The following is an 18,530-nucleotide window of genomic DNA, read 5'->3' as shown; positions in this document are numbered from 1 at the left end:
AGCAACCGGAATGGGTTCGGTTCGCGTAGCCATCGTCGGCGTGGGCAACTGCGCCGCCTCGCTGGTGCAGGGCGTCGAGTACTACAAGGACGCCGACCCGGACGGCAAGGTGCCGGGTCTGATGCACGTCCAGTTCGGCGACTATCACGTCCGTGACGTCGAGTTCGTGGCCGCCTTCGACGTGGACGCCAAGAAGGTCGGCCTCGACCTCTCGGACGCCATCGGCGCCAGCGAGAACAACACCATCAAGATCTGCGACGTGCCGAGCGCCGGTGTCACCGTGCAGCGCGGTCACACCCTCGACGGTCTGGGCAAGTACTACCGCGAGACGATCGAGGAGTCCCCGGAGGCTCCGGTCGACATCGTCCAGGTCCTCAAGGACAAGCAGGTGGACGTTCTGGTCTGCTACCTGCCCGTCGGTTCCGAAGACGCCGCGAAGTTCTACGCACAGTGCGCCATCGACGCCAAGGTCGGCTTCGTCAACGCTCTGCCGGTCTTCATCGCCGGCACCAAGGAGTGGGCCGACAAGTTCACCGAGGCGGGCGTCCCGATCGTCGGTGACGACATCAAGTCGCAGGTCGGTGCGACCATCACGCACCGTGTGATGGCGAAGCTCTTCGAGGACCGGGGTGTCATCCTGGACCGCACGATGCAGCTGAACGTCGGCGGCAACATGGACTTCAAGAACATGCTGGAGCGGGACCGGCTGGAGTCCAAGAAGATCTCGAAGACGCAGGCCGTCACCTCGCAGATCCCCGACCGCGACCTGGGCGAGAAGAACGTCCACATCGGCCCGTCCGACTATGTCGCGTGGCTGGACGACCGCAAGTGGGCGTATGTCCGCCTTGAGGGCCGTGCCTTCGGTGACGTTCCGCTGAACCTGGAGTACAAGCTGGAGGTCTGGGACTCCCCGAACTCCGCCGGCGTCATCATCGACGCGGTCCGCGCGGCGAAGATCGCCAAGGACCGCGGCATCGGCGGCCCGATCCTGTCGGCGTCGTCGTACTTCATGAAGTCCCCGCCGGTGCAGTACTTCGACGACGAGGCTCGCGACCAGGTCGAGAAGTTCATCAAGGGCGAGGTCGAGCGCTAAGCATTCGACAGCGCGCCGGATTCGCGGCGTTAGGCCGATCGGCCACAGAGGGTCCCCGGGTCGCCTGCCCGGGGACCCTCCGCGTGTGTGACGCTTGATCGCATGCCTGTCGTGCGTGATCTGCGCGTACTCCTGCGCCTGACCGACTTTCGCCGACTGCTCGCGGTCCGGCTCCTCTCCCAGTCGGCCGACGGCGTCTATCAAGTCGCGCTCGCCACCTATGTGGTGTTCTCCCCGGAGAAGCAGACCTCACCGGCGGCCATCGCCTCCGCCATGGCCGTCCTGCTGCTGCCGTACTCCCTGATCGGCCCCTTCGCGGGGGTCTTGCTGGACCGCTGGGAGCGGCGTCAGGTCTTTCTGTACGGGAATCTGCTGCGGGCCGTCCTCGCGATCGGCACCGCGCTGCTGATCCTCGCCTCCGTGCCCGACTGGCTCTTCTATGTCTCGGCCCTCTCCGTCACCGCGGTCAACCGCTTTGTGCTGGCCGGCTTGTCGGCCGCGCTGCCCCGGGTCGTCGACCAGGACCGGCTCGTCATGGCCAACTCCCTCTCGCCGACGGCCGGCACTCTGGCGGCGACCGCGGGCGGCGGGCTCGCCTTTGTGGTGCGGCTGGTGTCGGAGGACTCCGACGCGGCGGTCGTACTGCTCGGTGCCGGGCTCTATCTCTGCTCGGCGCTCGCCTCGCTCAGGATCGACCGCCGACTGCTCGGGCCGGACACGGCGGTGGAGCAACCCCGGCTCATCGCTGCTGTCGCCTCCACCGCGCGCGGCATGACCGACGGGCTGAGGCATCTGAGCGAGCGTCCGGCGGCGGCCCGGGTGCTGGTCGCGATGACTCTGATGCGCTTCAACTACGGGGCCTTGACCGTGATGGTCCTGATGCTCTGCCGCTATGCCTGGTACGAGCGGGAGCAGGACGGCCTGGCGCTGCTCGGGCTGGCCCTGGCTGTCTCCGGAGCCGGGTTCTTCGTGGCCGCCGTGGTGACTCCCTGGGCCATCGGACGGTTCGGCCGGTTCGGCTGGCTGGTGCTCTGCGCGGCGGCGGCCGCGGTGCTGGAACCCGCGCTCGGGCTGCCCTTCGCCCCGGTGCCGATGCTGATCGCCGCGTTCGTCCTGGGATTCATCACCCAAGGGTCGAAGATCACCACCGACACCGTCGTCCAGACCACGGTGGACGACGCCTATCGCGGACGGGTCTTCTCCCTCTACGACGTGCTGTTCAATGTGGCGTTCGTGGGGGCGGCCGGAGTGGCGGCGCTGATCCTGCCCCCCGACGGACGCTCGGCGCAGCTGGTCGTGCTGGTGGCGCTGATCTACGCAGGGATCGCGGTCACCATGGCGCGGTGGCGTCGCATTAGCGATACGCGGTAACCAGTGAGGGGCGATGTTTCACGTGAAACATCGCCCCTGTCGACGCTTCCGCTGTTGTGTTTCACGTGAAACACAACAGCGGTCCGTGCAGACGGATCACTGCGATTCCTGGGCCGCCCACCACTCCTTGAGCGCCGCGATCGCCGCGTCCCGCTCCATGGGGCCGTTCTCCAGGCGCAGCTCCAGCAGGAATGCGTACGCCTTGCCGATCATCGGGCCGGGACCCACGCCGAGGATCTCCTGGATCTGGTTGCCGTCCAGATCGGGCCGGATGGCATCGAGCTCTTCCTGGTCCTTGAGCTGCGCGATCCGCTCCTCCAGCCCGTCGTAGGCCCGGGACAGGGCGCTCGCCTTGCGCTTGTTGCGGGTGGTGCAGTCCGATCGGGTCAGCTTGTGGAGCCGGGTCAGCAGGGGGCCCGCGTCACGCACATAGCGCCGTACGGCCGAGTCGGTCCACTCCCCGGTCCCGTAGCCGTGGAACCGCAGGTGCAGCTCCACCAGCCGTGAGACGTCTTTGACCATCTCGTTGGAGTACTTGAGCGCGATCATGCGCTTCTTGGTCATCTTCGCGCCCACCACCTCGTGGTGGTGGAAGGAGACCCGGCCGTCCTTCTCGAACCGCCGTGTCCTCGGCTTGCCGATGTCGTGGAAGAGCGCGGCCAGCCTGAGCACCAGATCCGGCCCGTCCTCCTCCAGGTCGATGGCCTGTTCCAGAACGGTCAGGGAGTGCTCGTACACATCCTTGTGCCGGTGGTGCTCGTCGCTTTCCAGGCGGAGCGCGGGCAGCTCGGGCAGCACATGCGCGGCGAGACCGGAGTCGGTGAGCAGCGCCAGGCCCTTGCGGGGGTGCGTGGAGAGAACCAGCTTGTTGAACTCTTCGCGGACCCGTTCGGCGGAGACGATCTCGATGCGCTCGGCCATGTCCTTCAGGGCGGCGACCACCTCGGGTGCCACCTCGAAGTCGAGCTGGGCGGCGAACCGGGCGGCGCGCATCATGCGCAGCGGGTCGTCGGAGAAGGACTCCTCGGGGGTGCCCGGCGTCCGCAGCACCCGGGCGGCGAGATCCTCAAGACCGTGGTGCGGGTCGATGAACTCCTTCTCCGGCAGGGCGACGGCCATCGCGTTGACGGTGAAGTCACGGCGGACGAGATCCTGCTCGATGGAGTCGCCGTAGGAGACCTCGGGCTTGCGGGACGTCCTGTCGTAGGCCTCCGAGCGGTAGGTGGTGACCTCGATCTGGTAGCCGCTCTTCTGTGCGCCGACCGTGCCGAAGGCGATCCCCACGTCCCAGACCGAATCCGCCCATGGGCGGATGATCTTCAAAACATCCTCGGGGCGGGCGTCCGTGGTGAAGTCCAGATCATTGCCGAGCCGGCCGAGCAGGGCGTCCCGGACCGATCCGCCGACCAGGGCGAGACTGAACCCGGCGTCCTGGAAACGGCGCGCGAGATCATCGGCCACGGGCGCTACACGCAGTAGTTCCGCAACCGCACGGCGTTGCACCTGGCTCAGTGCGATGGGGCTGTCTTCATTGGCGTTCGGCACAACAGAAGAGGGTACGTGTCCCACAGGCCACGGCGTCCCGCTTTATCGACCGCCGCCCGGCCCTTCCCGCCGGGCCACCGCGGCCCCGGCCCGGGACCCGCCCGGAAGCCCCGGCGATCTTGTGAGGCAGTCCGCGGCACTTCGGCGCGCCGCACCTCGTTACCATGCGTGGACGCAATAGAGCGACAGCGACCAACGGCATCAGACGACGAGGACGGACGTGCGCGTGGCCGAGGCGGCAGACTTCCAGGAGACCTCCCCCTCTCCTGCCCGCCGGTGGCTGCGCCGTACAGCCTCCGCGCTCGTCGGCGTGCCGCTCGTGGCCGGCCTGATCGGCGGCCCGGCGCAGGCCGCCCCCAAAGCGCCCTCGGGCTCGCGCACGGTGGATGTGTCGCTCACCACAGTCGCGCCGTCCACCCCGCTGAAGGACGACAAGCTCACCATCACCGGCACCGTGGTGAACAAGGGCAGGCAGACGGTCAGCGACGCGGAGATCGACCTTCGGGTGGGTCCGCGGCTGATCGGCAGGACCGGTATCGACCGTGCCGCCCAGCGGACCGGCTACAACTCCGTGGCCGACGGCGCGCCCGTCGGCGACGAATTCACCGTGAAGCTGCCCAAGCTCGCCTCCGGCATCAGCCGGGACTTCTCGCTCACCGTCCCGGTCTCCGAGCTGAACCTCGGTGACGACGGTGTCTACCAGCTCGGTGTATCCCTGACGGGACGGACTCCGAGCGCTCAGTACGGGCAGGTGCTGGGGATCGAGCGGACCTTCCTTCCCTGGCAGCCCGAGGCGCTGGAGAAGAAGACCCGGCTCACCTATCTCTGGCCGTTGATCTCCACGACGCATCTCACCTCCGAGACCCGGTCGGACAAGCAGCAGAGCCCGGTGTTCGAGGACGAGTCGCTGGCCGAGGAGCTGGCTCCGGAAGGCAGGCTCGGGCAGCTCGTCTCGCTCGGCCGGGGTCTTCCCGTGACCTGGGTGATAGATCCCGACCTGCTCTCCACCGTCAATGCGATGACGGAGGAGTACGAGGTCAAGCAGGGCGACGACACGGTCGCGGGGAAGAATCAGGACGTCGCCAAGCGGTGGCTGACCGATCTCCAGTCGGCGGTCAAGGGCCGCGAGGTGGTCGCGCTGCCGTTCGCCGACCCCGATCTGGCGTCCCTGGCACACCGGGGGAAGAACGTCCCTGGTTCGCTCAGCCATCTCCAGCAGGCCACCCAGGTCGCCGAGCGGACCGTGGAAACGATCATTCACGAGAAGCCGTCCACCGACTTCGCCTGGCCCGTGGACGGTGCGATCGACTCATCGATCGTGGATGTCGCCACCTCGGCGGGCGCGGACAAGGTGATCGCCCGGAGCGACAGCCTGCGGGACGATCTGAACTACACGGCCAGCGCGGCCCGCCCGATCGGCGGCGGAACGACGGCGGTGGTCGCCGACGCCCGGCTCTCCAAGGCCTTCCAGGGCGACATGCTGAACACCGACACGTCGACTCTGGCGATCCAGAAGTTCCTCGCCCAGACGCTGGCGGTCACCCTTCAGAACACGGACAAGCAGCGGAGCCTGGTCGTCGCCCCCCAGCGGATGCCGACCGTGTCCCAGGCGCAGTCGATGGCCCGGGCCCTGGGCGGTCTGAAGGCCGAGCACTGGACCCAGCCGATGGGCCTGGTCGCGGCTTCCGCCTTCAAGCCCGACACCAGCGCGAACACCCGGATTCCGGCGGCCTCGGAGTACCCCCGCGAGCTGCGCGCGCGCGAGCTGCCGGTCGAGGCGTTCCAGGACATCCGCAGGACGCAGGAAGCCCTGGACAAGTTCACCGTCATCCTGACGCAGATGGACCGGGTGGAGACGCCCTTCGGCCGGGCCATCGACCGGGAGATGTCCACGTCCTGGCGGGGCCACCGCGCCGCCGCCGCGCTGTATCGCCAGAGCGTGCGGGAGAACCTCCAGGTTCTCACCGGAGAAGTACAGCTGATCAAGAAGTCGCAGATCACTCTGTCCGGACAGAGCGCCACGATCCCGATCACCGTGCAGAACCGGCTGGTGCAGGATGTCGATCATCTGGTTCTGCGGCTCAGCTCGGACAACTCCTCCCGTCTGAGCCTGGACGACAAGAGCGTCGCCGAGCAGCCGATCACGGTGAAGGGCGGTCACAGCCAGTCCGTGAAGTTCGACGCCCTGGCGCATGTGAACGGCCAGGTGCGGATGACGGCCCAGCTCTACACCGAGGACAACAAGCCATACGGCGAGCCCATGCGGTTCACCGTCAAGGTCTCCGAGATCACTCCGACGGTGATGCTCGTGATCGCGGGAGGTGTTCTGCTGCTCGTCCTGGCGGGTGTGCGGATGTACACCCAGCGCAAGCGGGCCTCCGCTCAGGAGCAGGCGGAGAAGGACACCGGCACCGAACCCGGGAACGACGCGGACGGCGGGAGCGGCGAGGACGGCCCCTCGGACGGAGCGCGGCCCTCCGGAGGGGACGCCGGCGGCTCGGATCCCGGGCAGGCGAGTGACCCGACACCGGACACCGGACCGGAAAGCGGCAACCCATCGGCCCCGGGTGAGAAAGTGGACCGTTGAGCGATGTCGTGGCCGGCCGGCCCGGGACGATGAGGTGGGGTAGCAATGAACGCGCCGTACGACGGTGACCGCGGTCAGGGCGCGGGCACGGACCCGGCGGGCCAGGTTCCGCCCCAGCCCGCTTCCGACCCCGCCGCCCAGGATCCGTACGCCCAGAATCCCTATCTCCAGGACCCGCAGGCTCACGACGCGTACCCGCAGGACGGCTACCTCCAGGACCCCCAGGTCCAGGACGCCTACCCGCAGGACCCCCGGGCCCTGGGTCAGCACGCCCAGGAGCAGTACCCCCCGGACCCCTATCTCCAGGACGCCTACGCCCCGGACCCGTACCGGGCGCAGGATCTGTCCGCGCAGGACCCGGTGGCCGAGGCGCTCTACGACCGGGCCTCCCACCCGCCGCCGCCCCCGGGCACCTACCAGCAGCCGCCGCCGCTGTACCAGCAGCCGCCCGCGCCGCAGTACGCTCCCGACCCGCGGGTCTGGGCCCAGACGCCGCCGCCCGAGCCCGCCGGCCCCTCCCGCCATCTCCCGTACGGCGACGACGCCAGGACCACGCAGTACACCGGTGTCGACGAACTGGTCACCCGAGCCGGCGAGCCGGAGCGTGAGCAGGGCCAGGGGCAGGACGCCTTCGCCCATCTCTTCCGGGACCAGCAGAGCACGGTGCAGACCGTGCCCGCACCCGCCACGGAACCCGCTCCCGCGCCTCCGCCGCCGCCCAAGAGCTCGGGCGGCCGGGCCTCCAGCGTGCTGAAGTCCAGCGCCGTCATGGCCGCGGGCACGATCGTCTCCCGGATCACCGGCTTCCTGCGGACGCTGGTGATGGCCGCCGCCATCGGCGTCGGCACCCTCAACGACTCCTACCAGGTCGCCAACGTCCTGCCCACGATGATCTACGTGCTGGCCGGCGGCGGCGCTCTGAACGCCGTCTTCATCCCCCAGCTCGTCCGGGCGATGAAGAACGACAAGGACGGCGGCGAGGCCTACGCCAACCGTCTGCTGACCCTGGTCGTGGTGATGCTCGGAGGCGTCACCACCCTCTGTGTGCTGGCCGCGCCCCTGCTGATCCGGATGCTGTCCAACCCGATCGCCTCCGATCCGCAGCGGATGGAAGTCGCGGTCACCTTCGCCCAGTACTGCATCCCCACCCTGTTCTTCATGGGCGTCCACGTCGTACTCGGCCAGATCCTCAACGCCCGCGGCCGCTTCGGCGCGATGATGTGGACCCCCGTCCTCAACAACATCGTGATCATCGCGACCTTCGGCGCGTTCATCTGGGCGTTCGGCGGATTCACCGACACCGAGGTCGGCGAGTCGACCATCACGCCGGAGGGCGTCCGGCTGCTCGCCATCGGCACCCTGCTCGGACTGGTCGTCCAGTCCCTGGCGATGATCCCGTATCTGCGGGACGCCGGCTTCAAGATGCGGCTGCGCTTCGACTGGAAGGGCCAGGGCCTGGGCAAGGCCCTCGGGCTCGCCAAGTGGACCTTCTTCTTCGTCCTCGCCAACCAGCTCGGAATGATCGTCGTCACCCAGCTCGCCACCTGGGCCGCTTCGGAGGCCGCCAAGGACGGCATCGACGGCGTCGGCATCACCGCGTACAACTACGCGCTGCTGCTGTGGCAGATGCCGCAGGCCATCATCACGGTCTCGGTGATGACCGCCGTACTGCCCAGGATCTCCCGGGCCGCCCACGACGACGACCCGGCCGCCGTGCGCGACGACATCTCCTACGGGCTGCGCACCTCGGCGGTCGCGATCGTGCCCTGCGCCTTCGCCTTCCTGGCGCTCGGTGTGCCCATGGCGACCCTGCTGTACGCCAGCTCGGGCAACGGCGCCCGGGGCATCGGATTCACTCTAATGGCCTTCGGCCTCGGACTCATCCCGTACTCCGTGCAGTACATCGTGCTCCGCGGCTTCTACGCGTACGAGGACACCCGGACCCCCTTCTACAACACGGTCATCGTCGCCCTGGTCAACGCCGCGGCCTCCGTCGCCAGCTTCATGCTGCTCCCGGCGCGCTGGGCCGTCGTCGGCATGGCCGCGGGTTACGGCCTCGCCTACATGGTCGGCGTCGGCGTCGCCTGGCGCAGGCTGAAGAAGCTCCTCGGGGGTGACCTGGACGGCTCGCACGTCATGCGCACCTACGCCCGTCTCTGCATCGCCTCCGTCCCCGCCGCCGCCCTCGGCGGCGCGGCGGCCTACGCCATCCTCCAGGCCCTCGGCAGTGGCGCGCTCGGCTCCCTGGCCGCGCTCGTCGGCGGCGGAATCATCCTGCTGGGCGTTTTCTTCCTCGCCGCGAAGCGGATGCGCATCGCGGAGCTGAACTCCATCGTCGGCATGGTGCGCGGCCGCCTCGGACGCTAGCCCCGGAAATTCGCACAACCATCGTCCGCCGTCGCGTGTCGTGCATAGCAGCGGACTGTGGGCACAATTGGCTTTGGCTGTTGGTTATGCGCAACGGATGGGGAGGCAGGAACGACGGTGGCGGAACGTAGCACGGCTGCCGTCGACGTGGCCGACAACAGCGGAGACGAACCGCTGACCGCGCAGGCGGACAAGGCCACGACCGACGGGGCGGCTCAGACTCAGGACACGGCGGAGAAGAAGACGCCGGACACGGGCGGCGAGCGCAAGAGCGCCGAGCCCTCCATCGCCACGCCCGAGCTGCACAGCGGGCACAGACTTGCCAGGCGCTACCGCCTGGAGGAGTGCATCACCCGTCTGGACGGTTTCAGCAGCTGGCGAGCCGTGGACGAGAAGCTGCGCCGCGCCGTCGGAGTGCATCTGCTCCCCGCCGACCACCCCCGCGCCCGTTCCGTACTCGCCGCGGCACGCTCCGCCGCGCTGCTGGGAGACCCGCGTTTCGTCCAGGTGCTGGACGCCGTCGAGGAGAACGACCTCGTCTACGTCGTCCATGAGTGGCTGCCCGACGCGACCGAGCTGACCACTCTGCTCTCCATGGGCCCGATGGAGCCGCACGCCGCCTACCAGCTCGTCGAGCAGCTCGCTCAGGCCATGGCCGCCGCCCACCGTGAGGGCCTGTCCCATCTGAGGCTCACCCCCGGGGCCGTGCTGCGGACCTCCACCGGTCAGTACCGCATCCGGGGACTCGCGGTGAGCGCGGCCCTGCGCGGCATCACCGCCGAGCGTCCCCAGCGCACCGACACGGAGGCGGTCGGCGCGCTGCTGTACGCGGCCCTGACCCAGCGCTGGCCTTACGAGAACAACGCGTACGGGCTCTCCGGGCTGCCCAAGGGCATCGGGCTGCTCCCGCCGGACCAGGTGCGGGCCGGCATCCACCGGGGCCTCTCCGAGCTGGCCATGCGCGCCCTGGTCAATGACGGTGCGACCGCCTCCCGCCAGGAGCCGCCCTGCACCACGCCCGACGAGCTGGCCAAGGCCATCGCCGCGATGCCGCGCATCCGCCCGCCGGAGACCGCCTTCGCCTCTCCGCCCGAGTATCAGCGGACCACCTACCAGCAGGGCACCTACGGGCGCCCCGCCGCCCGGCCGGGACCGGCCGTCACCCAGCCCGTGCCCACCCATCCGGCCGCGCTGGAGAGCCGTACCGGGAAGGTGCTGAAGTGGGGCGTGGCCGCCCTCCTGATCGCCGCTCTCGGTCTCGGCAGCTGGCAGATCGCCGACGAGCTGATCCAGCGGGACAACAACCGGGTGGACCCGGGTGTCTCGCAGTCCGAGGACGACAAGAAGAACGACGGCAAGGACACCGCCGCCGCTTCCGGCAAGCCGGTCGCCATCGTCAGTGCCAGTGATTTCGACCCGTACGGCCAGCCGCCTTCCGAGAAGCCGGCCGAGATAGTGAACAGCTACGACGGCGATCCCAACACGTCCTGGACCACCAACTGGTACACGAGCCCGGATTTCGGTCGGCTCAAGGACGGTCTCGGCATCGTCCTCGACCTCGGCAAGGTCCAGCAGATCGGCACGGTCGATGTGTCCTTCCTGGGGGGCGACACCACGGTGCAGCTGCGGGCGGCGCCCGAGAGCGCCGTGTCACAGCCCACGCTCTCGACCGGGTTCGACACCGTCGCCGAGGGGACCGGAACGAATGTGGCCCTCAAGCCCGGCAAGCCGGTGCGGTCACGGTACGTTCTGGTCTGGCTGACGGACCTCCCGCCGTCGGGCCCCGGTCAGTTCCGGGGCAAGGTCGCGGAGATCAAGATCGTCAGCTGACGGCAGCAGGGAGGGGGCTCACCGTTGGACGACTCGATACGCCGCGACACGAGCGACCAGGATCTCCTGGGCCGCCATGTGGCGGGGGACCCGAATGCCTTCGGTGAGCTTGTCAGACGACACCGTGACCGGCTCTGGGCGGTCGCCCTGCGCACGCTGGGGGACCGTGAGGAGGCGGCGGACGCGGTGCAGGACGCTTTCGTCTCCGCCTTCCGCGCCGCCCACACCTTCCGGGGCCAGTCCGCCGTCACCACCTGGCTCCACCGGATCACCGTGAACGCCTGTCTCGACCGGGCCCGCAAGGCGGCCTCCCGCAAGACCTCCCCCGTCGACGACACCGAGCGCCTTGAGCGGCTCCTGGAGCCGCATGAGTCCGCGGAGGCTCCGGCCGAGCGCCAGGACCTCAATCGGGAGCTTCTGGCCGCGCTGGCGAAGCTTCCCGCCGATCAGCGGGCCGCGCTGGTGCTGGTGGACATGCAGGGATACCCGGTCGCGGAGGCGGCCCGGATCCTTGAGGTGCCGGTCGGGACCGTCAAGAGCCGCTGCGCACGGGGACGGGCACGACTGCTGCCCATGCTCACCCATCTGCGCGGTGACGCCGGGGATAGGAGCGAACCCGGCAGGGGAAGGAACCGGACGCCGGGGGATTCCGTCCCACCGGCATCGGGACAAAGGGACGCAGGGCCTGACCCTGCCGCTGCGAAGGGCGGAGGTGGGCTCACATGACATCCACGGCCGATATGACTCAGCACCCGGACGTCTCGGAGATCTCCGATCTCACCGAAGGACTGCTGCCCCCGTCACAGAGCAACGCTCTCCGGCTCCATCTGGACGCCTGTGCGCTCTGTGCCGATGTCCAAGCCTCTCTGGAGGAGATCCGGGGGCTGCTCGGCACGCTCCCCGGGAGCGCTCGGATGCCGGTGGACATCGCCGAGCGGATCGACGCGGCCCTGGCCGCCGAGGCCCTGCTGGACTCGACCGCGCCCGACGCCGCCGCGCGTGTTTCACGTGAAACATCGCCCATCGTCCACCAGCGTGAGCCCAGCTCCCCGAGCCGCCCGACGGGACAGGCCAAGGGGACGACCGGTCCCGGCCGCAAGCGCCGGAGCCGACGCGCCACCGCGGTCATCGGCGCCTTCTTCACAGCGGCCGCCCTCGGTGTGGGTGCACTGCTCTTCCCGGCGGCCCTGACGGACAAGAGCGGCGACAGTCAGGAAGCTGTCTCGGAGAGCCAGGGCCGTCCGTCGGCGTCCGCCCCCGGCACGGATTTCTCCGCCCCCGGCCTCGATACCCGGGTGCGTGCCCTCGCCGAGGCCGGTTCCCCCGTCCCCGAGGCGAGGGTCAGGAGCTCGAAGACTTTCGGCACCGAGGAACACTCCCCGGCCGCCCAGATGGAGAACACACCGACCGTACCCCCTTGTGTTCAGCGGGCCACCGGCCGCGCCGACAGTCCCCTGGCGGCCGAGCCCGGTGTGTACAACGGCGAGAGCGCCTATCTGGTGGTCTTCCCCGACCAGACGGACGATCTGCGTGTCCAGGCCTATGTGGTCGCCTCCACATGCGCGGATTCCGCTCCCTCGTCCACCGGAAAGCTCCTCCTCAAGGACGCTTACCCTCGCCACTGAGGCGTTCTCACGCGCTGCGCTGCGATCCTGGGAATGCAAGCCCCTTAGGATCCGTTGGGTGGGATGAGAGTCATTGACTCGGCCCAGTAGACAGCAGCACAGTCTTCAGAGACGAGGAATCAACCCGTGAGCGACGTCCGTAACGTCATCATCATCGGCTCCGGGCCGGCCGGCTACACGGCGGCGCTCTACACCGCGCGCGCATCACTGCAGCCGCTGGTGTTCGAGGGCGCTGTCACCGCAGGCGGCGCGCTGATGAACACGACCGATGTGGAGAACTTCCCTGGGTTCCGCGACGGCATCATGGGTCCGGACCTCATGGACAACATGCGGGCCCAGGCCGAGCGTTTTGGCGCCGAGCTGATTCCGGACGACATCGTCTCCGTCGACCTCACGGGCGACGTCAAGACGGTCACCGACACGGCCGGCACGGTACACCGGGCCAAGGCCGTCATCGTCACGACCGGCTCCCAGCACCGCAAGCTCGGACTGCCCAACGAGGACGCGCTCTCCGGCCGTGGCGTCTCCTGGTGCGCGACCTGCGACGGGTTCTTCTTCAAGGACCAGGACATCGCTGTGATCGGCGGCGGTGACACGGCGATGGAGGAAGCGACCTTCCTCTCCCGCTTCGCCAAGTCGGTCACCATCGTGCACCGGCGTGACAGCCTGCGCGCCTCGAAGGCGATGCAGGAGCGCGCCTTCGCCGACCCGAAGATCTCCTTCGCCTGGGACAGCGAGGTCGTCGGAATCCACGGCGACCAGAAGCTGAGCAGCCTCACGCTGCGGAACACCAAGTCGGACGAGACCTCCGAGCTGGCCGTCACCGGCCTGTTCATCGCCGTCGGCCACGACCCCCGGACGGAACTCTTCAAGGGTCAGCTCGACCTGGACGACGAGGGCTATCTGAAGGTTGCGGCACCGTCCACGCGTACCAACCTGACCGGCGTCTTCGCCGCGGGCGATGTGGTCGACCACACCTACCGGCAGGCCATCACCGCCGCCGGGACCGGGTGCTCCGCAGCACTGGACGCCGAGCGTTACCTCGCCGCACTCGCCGACAGCGAGAAGGTCGCCGAGCCGGAGAAGACCTCCGCGGTCTGATCCGCAGTTCCCCCCTACCTCCCCCCGAGACAGAAGGAGGCCGCCGTGGCCGGCCAGCTGAAGAACGTTACCGATGCCAGCTTCGAAGAGGACGTCCTGAAGAGCGACAAGCCCGTACTGGTGGACTTCTGGGCCGCCTGGTGCGGTCCCTGCCGCCAGATCGCGCCGTCCCTGGAGGCCATCGCGGCCGAGCACGGTGACCAGATCGAGATCGTCAAGCTCAACATCGACGAGAACCCGGCCACCGCCGCCAAGTACGGCGTCATGTCCATCCCGACGCTGAACGTCTACCAGAACGGCGAGGTCGCCAAGACCATCGTCGGCGCCAAGCCCAAGGCCGCGATCGTTCGCGACCTTGAGCCTTTCATCGCCGGCAACTAGCGGCAGCGCCGCCAATTCCGGCGGCTGATGTTTCACGTGAAACATCGAAGGGGCTCACCCTCCACGGGTGAGCCCCTTCCGCGTATCCGGCTCAGAGCGGTCTGAGCGCCGGATCCTTCTGGACAGCGCCCAGCAGCCGGTCGAGGGCCATCTCGACGTCCTCCTTCCAGGAGAGCGCGGTCCGCAGCTCCAGCCTCAGCCGGGGGGACGTGGGGTGCGGGCGGACCGTCTTGAAGCCCACCGCGAGCAGATGATCGGCCGGGAGCACACAGGCGGGGGCCTTCCACCGAGCGTCTCCGAATGCCTCGATGGCACGGAATCCGCGCCGCAGCAGATCCTTGGCCACGGTCTGGACCATGACTCTGCCGAGCCCCTGGCCCTGGTATCCGGGATTGATCCAGGCGGTCATCAGCTGTACGGCGTCCACCGAGACCGGGCTGGTCGGAAAGGCCGTGGAGCGCGGCACATAGGCCGGAGGGGCGTAGAGAACGAATCCGACCGGCACATCGTCGACATGGACCACACGGCCGCAGGAGCCCCACTCCAGCAGGACGGCCGAGATCCAGGCCTCCTTCTCCGGCTCGGACCGGCCGGCCTTGACCGCCGCTTCCCCACTGACCGGGTCGAGTTCCCAGAAGACACAGGCCCGGCAGCGGCTGGGCAGCTCCGACAGATTGTCCAGCGTGAGGGGTACAAGCCGACGCCCCATGGAGGCTGTTCCTCGCTTCCTTCCCGACACCGAAGCGATCGTATCGACCTGTTCTCGGAGGGGGTACTGCCTCAGCACAAAGGGCGGGCGGTGTCCGGTGGACCACCCGAACACCACCCGCCCCTGGCCTCGCAGAGAAGGCTCAGCCTTCGTCCTCCGCGTCCGGGTCGATGCCGAGGCCCTGCTCCAGGACCCGTCCCTCACCCGGGGCGAGGGTGCCGAGGATGCGCTCCAGATCGTCCATCGAGGCGAACTCGACGACGATCTTCCCCTTCTTCTGTCCGAGGTCGACCTTCACTCGGGTCTCGAAGCGGTCGGAGAGCCGGGAGGCGAGATCGGAAAGCGCGGGTGAGACCCTGCCTCCGGCCCTCGGGCCCTTCGGCTTGGGGGTGCTCTCCTGCTCTGCGGAGAGCTCCGAGTCGAAGTTGATCAGCTTCACGATCTCTTCGGTCGAGCGTACGGAGATACCTTCCTCCACAATGCGCTTCGCGAGCCGTTCCTGCTCCTCGGGGTCCTCCACCCCGAGCAGTGCCCGCGCATGACCGGCCGAGAGGACTCCCGCGGCCACCCTGCTCTGCACCGCGGTCGGCAGCCGAAGCAGACGAAGGGTGTTGGAGACCTGGGAGCGGGAGTACCCGATCCGGTCGGCCAACTGGTCATGGGTGCAGCTGAAGTCCCTCAGCAGCTGGTCGTAGGCGGCGGCCTCTTCCAGTGGGTTCAGCTGAGCGCGGTGGAGGTTCTCCAGCAGCGCGTCCAGCAGAAGCTTCTCGTCCTCCGTGTGCCGGACGATCGCGGGGATCCGCTCAAGACCGGCGGCCTCGCAGGCCCTCCAGCGGCGCTCACCCATGATCAGTTCGTACTTCTCGCCCCCCAGCTTCCGGACGACGACCGGCTGAAGAAGCCCCACTGCCTTGATGGAAGCCGCGAGTTCGACGATGGTCTCCTCGTCGAACTCCTTCCGGGGCTGGCGCGGGTTGGGGGTGATCTCATCGATCGGTACTTCGGCGAAGTACGGCCCTTCCGGCTCCGACTGCTGCGGTACCGGGAGGGTCAATACCGAACCCGCCGCACCTGTGGCAGACGGCTGCCTCTCCTGAGGAGCCGCAGGGATCAGGGCACCGAGCCCCCGCCCCAACCCTCTACGTACGCTCACTGGATCCCCTCCGAGATGTTCTGCTGGCTGTTCTGATTGCCCAGATGGGCGGGTTGCGGATCGTACTGAACTCCGACTCCGCGCAGGGCGATCTCGCGGGCGGCCTCCAGATATGACAGGGCGCCACTGGAGCCCGGGTCATAGGTGAGCACCGTCTGCCCATAGCTCGGGGCCTCCGAGATACGGACCGAGCGGGGAATGCTGGTCCTCAGCACCTCCTCGCCGAAGTGGCTGCGGACCTCCTCCGCCACCTGGGAAGCGAGCCGGGTCCGACCGTCGTACATGGTCAGAAGGATCGTCGACACATGCAGTGCCGGGTTGAGATGCCCCCGCACCAGATCCACGTTCCTCAGCAACTGCCCCAGCCCCTCCAGCGCGTAGTACTCGCACTGAATGGGGATGAGCACCTCGGCACCTGCCACCATCGCGTTGACGGTCAGCAGACCCAACGAGGGCGGACAGTCGATGAGGATGTAGTCCAAGGGCTGCTCATAGGCCTGGATCGCCCGCTGAAGTCGGCTCTCCCGCGCCACCAGCGACACCAGCTCGATCTCCGCACCGGCGAGATCGATGGTGGCGGGGGCGCAGAAGAGTCCTTCGACGTCCGGGACGGGCTGGACCACCTCGGAGAGCGGCCGGCTGTCCACCAGGACGTCATAGACGGAGGGGACTTCGGCGTGATGGTCGATCCCCAGCGCCGTGGAGGCATTGCCCTGCGGATCGAGGTCGACCACGAGAACCCGTGCGCCGTGCAGTGCCAGCGAGGCGGCGAGGTTGACCGTGCTCGTGGTCTTGCCTACGCCGCCCTTCTGGTTGGCCACCACCATGACGCGGGTCTGCTCAGGCCGGGGCAGGCCCTCACCGGCACGCCCCATGGTCTCCATGGCGAGCTGAGCGGCTCTGCCGATGGGAGTGTCGTCCATCGGGGGCGGTGTTTCACGTGAAACATCCTCTCCCGGCGACTCGGTACGGGGGCCGGGGACCGGATCGGTCATCGGTCCCGCGATGTTGGCGTCGGACCGCAAGGATTCACCTTCCTCGACTACAGGCTCGCGATGAACAGAGCCTGCCATGCTTTCGGGGTCATGAACCAACGAGGCCTGTGCTTCTGTGGATGAATCCACCTTTGTGGACAACTCCATGGCCCGCGCGGGGGGCTTCCGGCTCCGGATCGGGGCGACGGCACGCCCGCGGCTGATGATTCCTTGCAGCAGTGAGCGACGTTTCACGTGAAACACGATGCACGGGCCGCAGGACTACATCCCTACGACACTCCGGGCCGTGTGCGTTGCCAGCTTGTATGGAGCATCGCCCCGAGCCGCCCCCGGCCCTCCCCCGAGCATCGGTCGACCGCGACTCCGCGAGACCTCGGCAGCCCCGGTCGGCACCGGTCGGCACCGGCTCAGCGTCGGCGGCGGGAACGGCTGGTCCGGGCCGCCTTGGCGCGCTTGGCGGCGAATCGTACGCCGCCGGGGCTCTCCCCGACCTCGACGCGCACCACGGTGGAGAGCGGGTCGACAAGCCCTTCACCGACGTGCAGGACCGAGGTCTCCACCACACCGAGCTTGCTCAGTGCGGCACGGGAGCTCTTCAGCTCCTCCTCGGCCGTGTCGCCCTTGAGCGCGAGCATCTCGCCGTAGGGGCGGAGCAGTGGAACGCCCCAGCCCGCCAGCCGGTCCAGCGGGGCGACGGCGCGAGCGGTGACCACATGCACCGGGGGAAGGGTCCCGAGGACCTCCTCGGCCCGGCCGCGCACCACGGTCACATGGTCCAGGCCCAGCAGCTCGACCACTTCCTGAAGGAAGTTGGTCCGCCGCAGCAGCGGCTCCAGGAGGGTGATCTTCAGATCGGGCCGTACGAGCGCCAGGGGAATACCGGGCAGTCCGGCCCCGGAGCCCACGTCGCAGACCGAGACGCCTTCCGGCACCACCTCGGAGAGCACGGCGCAGTTGAGCATGTGGCGCTCCCACAGCCGCGGAACCTCACGCGGTCCGATGAGACCGCGCTTCACTCCGGCATCGGCCAGCAGCTCGGCATAGCGCACGGCTTCCGGATAGAAATCTCCGAAAACCGTCCGCGCCGCTTCGGGCGCCTGGGGAAGCTCTGCTGCCTCCGTCACGGGGGACCTTCCTTCCGTACCGCTCTGTCGCAATGTGGACCTGGTGGCTGACTATCAGGCTGACAAAGATCGGCCCCGCCTGCGATACAGACGGGGCCGATGATCGATGAAGGATCAGGCGGGGAGTACGACGACGAAGCGCTGCGGCTCCTCGCCCTCGGACTCACTGCGCAGACCTGCGGCGGCGACCGCGTCGTGCACGACCTTGCGCTCGAAGGGCGTCATCGGGCTCAGCTTCACCGGCTCACCGGTGCTCTTCACCTCGTCGGCGGCCTTGGCGCCCAGCTGGGCGAGCTCCGTGCGCTTCTGGGCACGGAAGCCCGCGATGTCCAGCATCAGCCGGCTGCGGTCACCGGTCTCCCGGTGGACGGCGAGACGGGTCAGCTCCTGGAGTGCCTCCAGAACCTCACCGTCACGGCCCACGAGCTTCTGCAGGTCACGGCCGGGGGCTTCGCTGATGATCGAGACAGCCGCGCGGTCGGCCTCGACGTCCATGTCGATGTCGCCGTCGAGATCGGCGATGTCGAGCAGACCCTCAAGGTAGTCGGCGGCGATCTCGCCCTCCTGCTCAAGGCGGGTGAGGGTGTCGCCTTCCTCGGCGGCGGCTTCCTCGGCGGCGGCGGGGATGGTGCCTTCCGTCACTGATGGA

At 68.5% G+C, this 18,530-nt stretch carries 15 protein-coding genes; 9 read left to right on the top strand and 6 right to left on the bottom strand.

The features are described from left to right. The first annotated feature begins 10 nt into the window (after window positions 1–10). The gene (locus IE247_RS03165; protein ID WP_190121260.1) at window positions 11–1,093 is read left to right on the top strand and encodes an inositol-3-phosphate synthase; all 1,083 of its coding nucleotides are present in this window, start codon (window positions 11–13) and stop codon (window positions 1,091–1,093) included. 102 nt (window positions 1,094–1,195) lie between these two features. Beyond that, a complete protein-coding gene (locus IE247_RS03160; RefSeq protein WP_190121259.1) occupies window positions 1,196–2,464 on the top strand; it encodes an MFS transporter in 1,269 nt (422 codons plus the stop codon). Between the two features lie 96 nt (window positions 2,465–2,560). On the opposite strand, the gene IE247_RS03155 is transcribed toward IE247_RS03160, so the two are convergent. Further along, window positions 2,561–4,009, bottom strand: a complete 1,449-nt coding sequence (locus tag IE247_RS03155) for a CCA tRNA nucleotidyltransferase (protein WP_190121258.1) — start codon at window positions 4,007–4,009, stop codon at window positions 2,561–2,563. Between the two features lie 226 nt (window positions 4,010–4,235). Between IE247_RS03155 and IE247_RS03150 the strand changes: the two genes are divergently transcribed. The 7 genes from IE247_RS03150 (at window position 4,236) to trxA (ending at window position 13,900) form a co-directional block, all read left to right on the top strand. Beyond that, window positions 4,236–6,596 carry a DUF6049 family protein gene (locus tag IE247_RS03150; RefSeq protein WP_190121257.1) on the top strand — a complete coding sequence of 787 codons (2,361 nt, stop codon included), beginning with the start codon at window positions 4,236–4,238 and terminating at the stop codon, window positions 6,594–6,596. Between the two features lie 45 nt (window positions 6,597–6,641). After that, window positions 6,642–8,963 (top strand): murein biosynthesis integral membrane protein MurJ, encoded by a 2,322-nt coding sequence (murJ, locus tag IE247_RS03145; protein ID WP_190121256.1) that lies wholly within the window; start codon window positions 6,642–6,644, stop codon window positions 8,961–8,963. Between the two features lie 117 nt (window positions 8,964–9,080). Next, on the top strand, window positions 9,081–10,793 hold the full coding sequence (locus IE247_RS03140) for a protein kinase family protein (protein ID WP_190121255.1): 1,713 nt from the start codon (window positions 9,081–9,083) through the stop codon (window positions 10,791–10,793). A gap of 24 nt (window positions 10,794–10,817) precedes the next feature. Next, a complete protein-coding gene (sigM, locus tag IE247_RS03135; RefSeq protein ID WP_190121254.1) occupies window positions 10,818–11,519 on the top strand; it encodes an RNA polymerase sigma factor SigM in 702 nt (233 codons plus the stop codon). Further along, a complete protein-coding gene (locus tag IE247_RS03130) occupies window positions 11,516–12,418 on the top strand; it encodes an RsmA family anti-sigma factor (RefSeq protein WP_190121253.1) in 903 nt (300 codons plus the stop codon). The genes sigM and IE247_RS03130 overlap by 4 nt, the downstream gene beginning before the upstream one ends. Window positions 12,419–12,544: 126 nt before the next feature. Next, a complete protein-coding gene (gene trxB / locus IE247_RS03125; protein ID WP_190121252.1) occupies window positions 12,545–13,519 on the top strand; it encodes a thioredoxin-disulfide reductase in 975 nt (324 codons plus the stop codon). Window positions 13,520–13,564: 45 nt separating this feature from the next. Beyond that, entirely contained in the window at window positions 13,565–13,900 is a 336-nt protein-coding gene (gene trxA / locus IE247_RS03120; RefSeq protein ID WP_190121251.1) for a thioredoxin, read from the top strand. Window positions 13,901–13,991: 91 nt separating this feature from the next. Here trxA and IE247_RS03115 read toward each other — a convergent pair whose 3' ends face one another. The 5 genes from IE247_RS03115 to IE247_RS03095 form a co-directional block, all read right to left on the bottom strand. Beyond that, window positions 13,992–14,609, bottom strand: a complete 618-nt coding sequence (locus IE247_RS03115) for a GNAT family N-acetyltransferase (protein ID WP_190121250.1) — start codon at window positions 14,607–14,609, stop codon at window positions 13,992–13,994. 142 nt (window positions 14,610–14,751) lie between these two features. After that, on the bottom strand, window positions 14,752–15,744 hold the full coding sequence (locus IE247_RS03110; RefSeq protein WP_190121420.1) for a ParB/RepB/Spo0J family partition protein: 993 nt from the start codon (window positions 15,742–15,744) through the stop codon (window positions 14,752–14,754). Between the two features lie 14 nt (window positions 15,745–15,758). After that, window positions 15,759–16,835 carry a ParA family protein gene (locus IE247_RS03105; protein ID WP_190121249.1) on the bottom strand — a complete coding sequence of 359 codons (1,077 nt, stop codon included), beginning with the start codon at window positions 16,833–16,835 and terminating at the stop codon, window positions 15,759–15,761. 329 nt (window positions 16,836–17,164) lie between these two features. Then, window positions 17,165–17,881, bottom strand: coding sequence for a 16S rRNA (guanine(527)-N(7))-methyltransferase RsmG (gene rsmG, locus IE247_RS03100; RefSeq protein ID WP_190121248.1), 717 nt, complete (start codon window positions 17,879–17,881; stop codon window positions 17,165–17,167). Between the two features lie 114 nt (window positions 17,882–17,995). Then, window positions 17,996–18,523, bottom strand: coding sequence for a Jag family protein (locus IE247_RS03095; protein WP_190121247.1), 528 nt, complete (start codon window positions 18,521–18,523; stop codon window positions 17,996–17,998). Window positions 18,524–18,530: the final 7 nt, after the last annotated feature.

This window comes from Streptomyces inusitatus (genome assembly GCF_014651115.1).
Taxonomy (GTDB): Bacteria; Actinomycetota; Actinomycetes; order Streptomycetales; family Streptomycetaceae; genus Streptomyces; species Streptomyces amakusaensis.
Note: the sequence above shows the minus strand (reverse complement) of the source record. Positions and strands in the feature narration are given on the sequence as shown.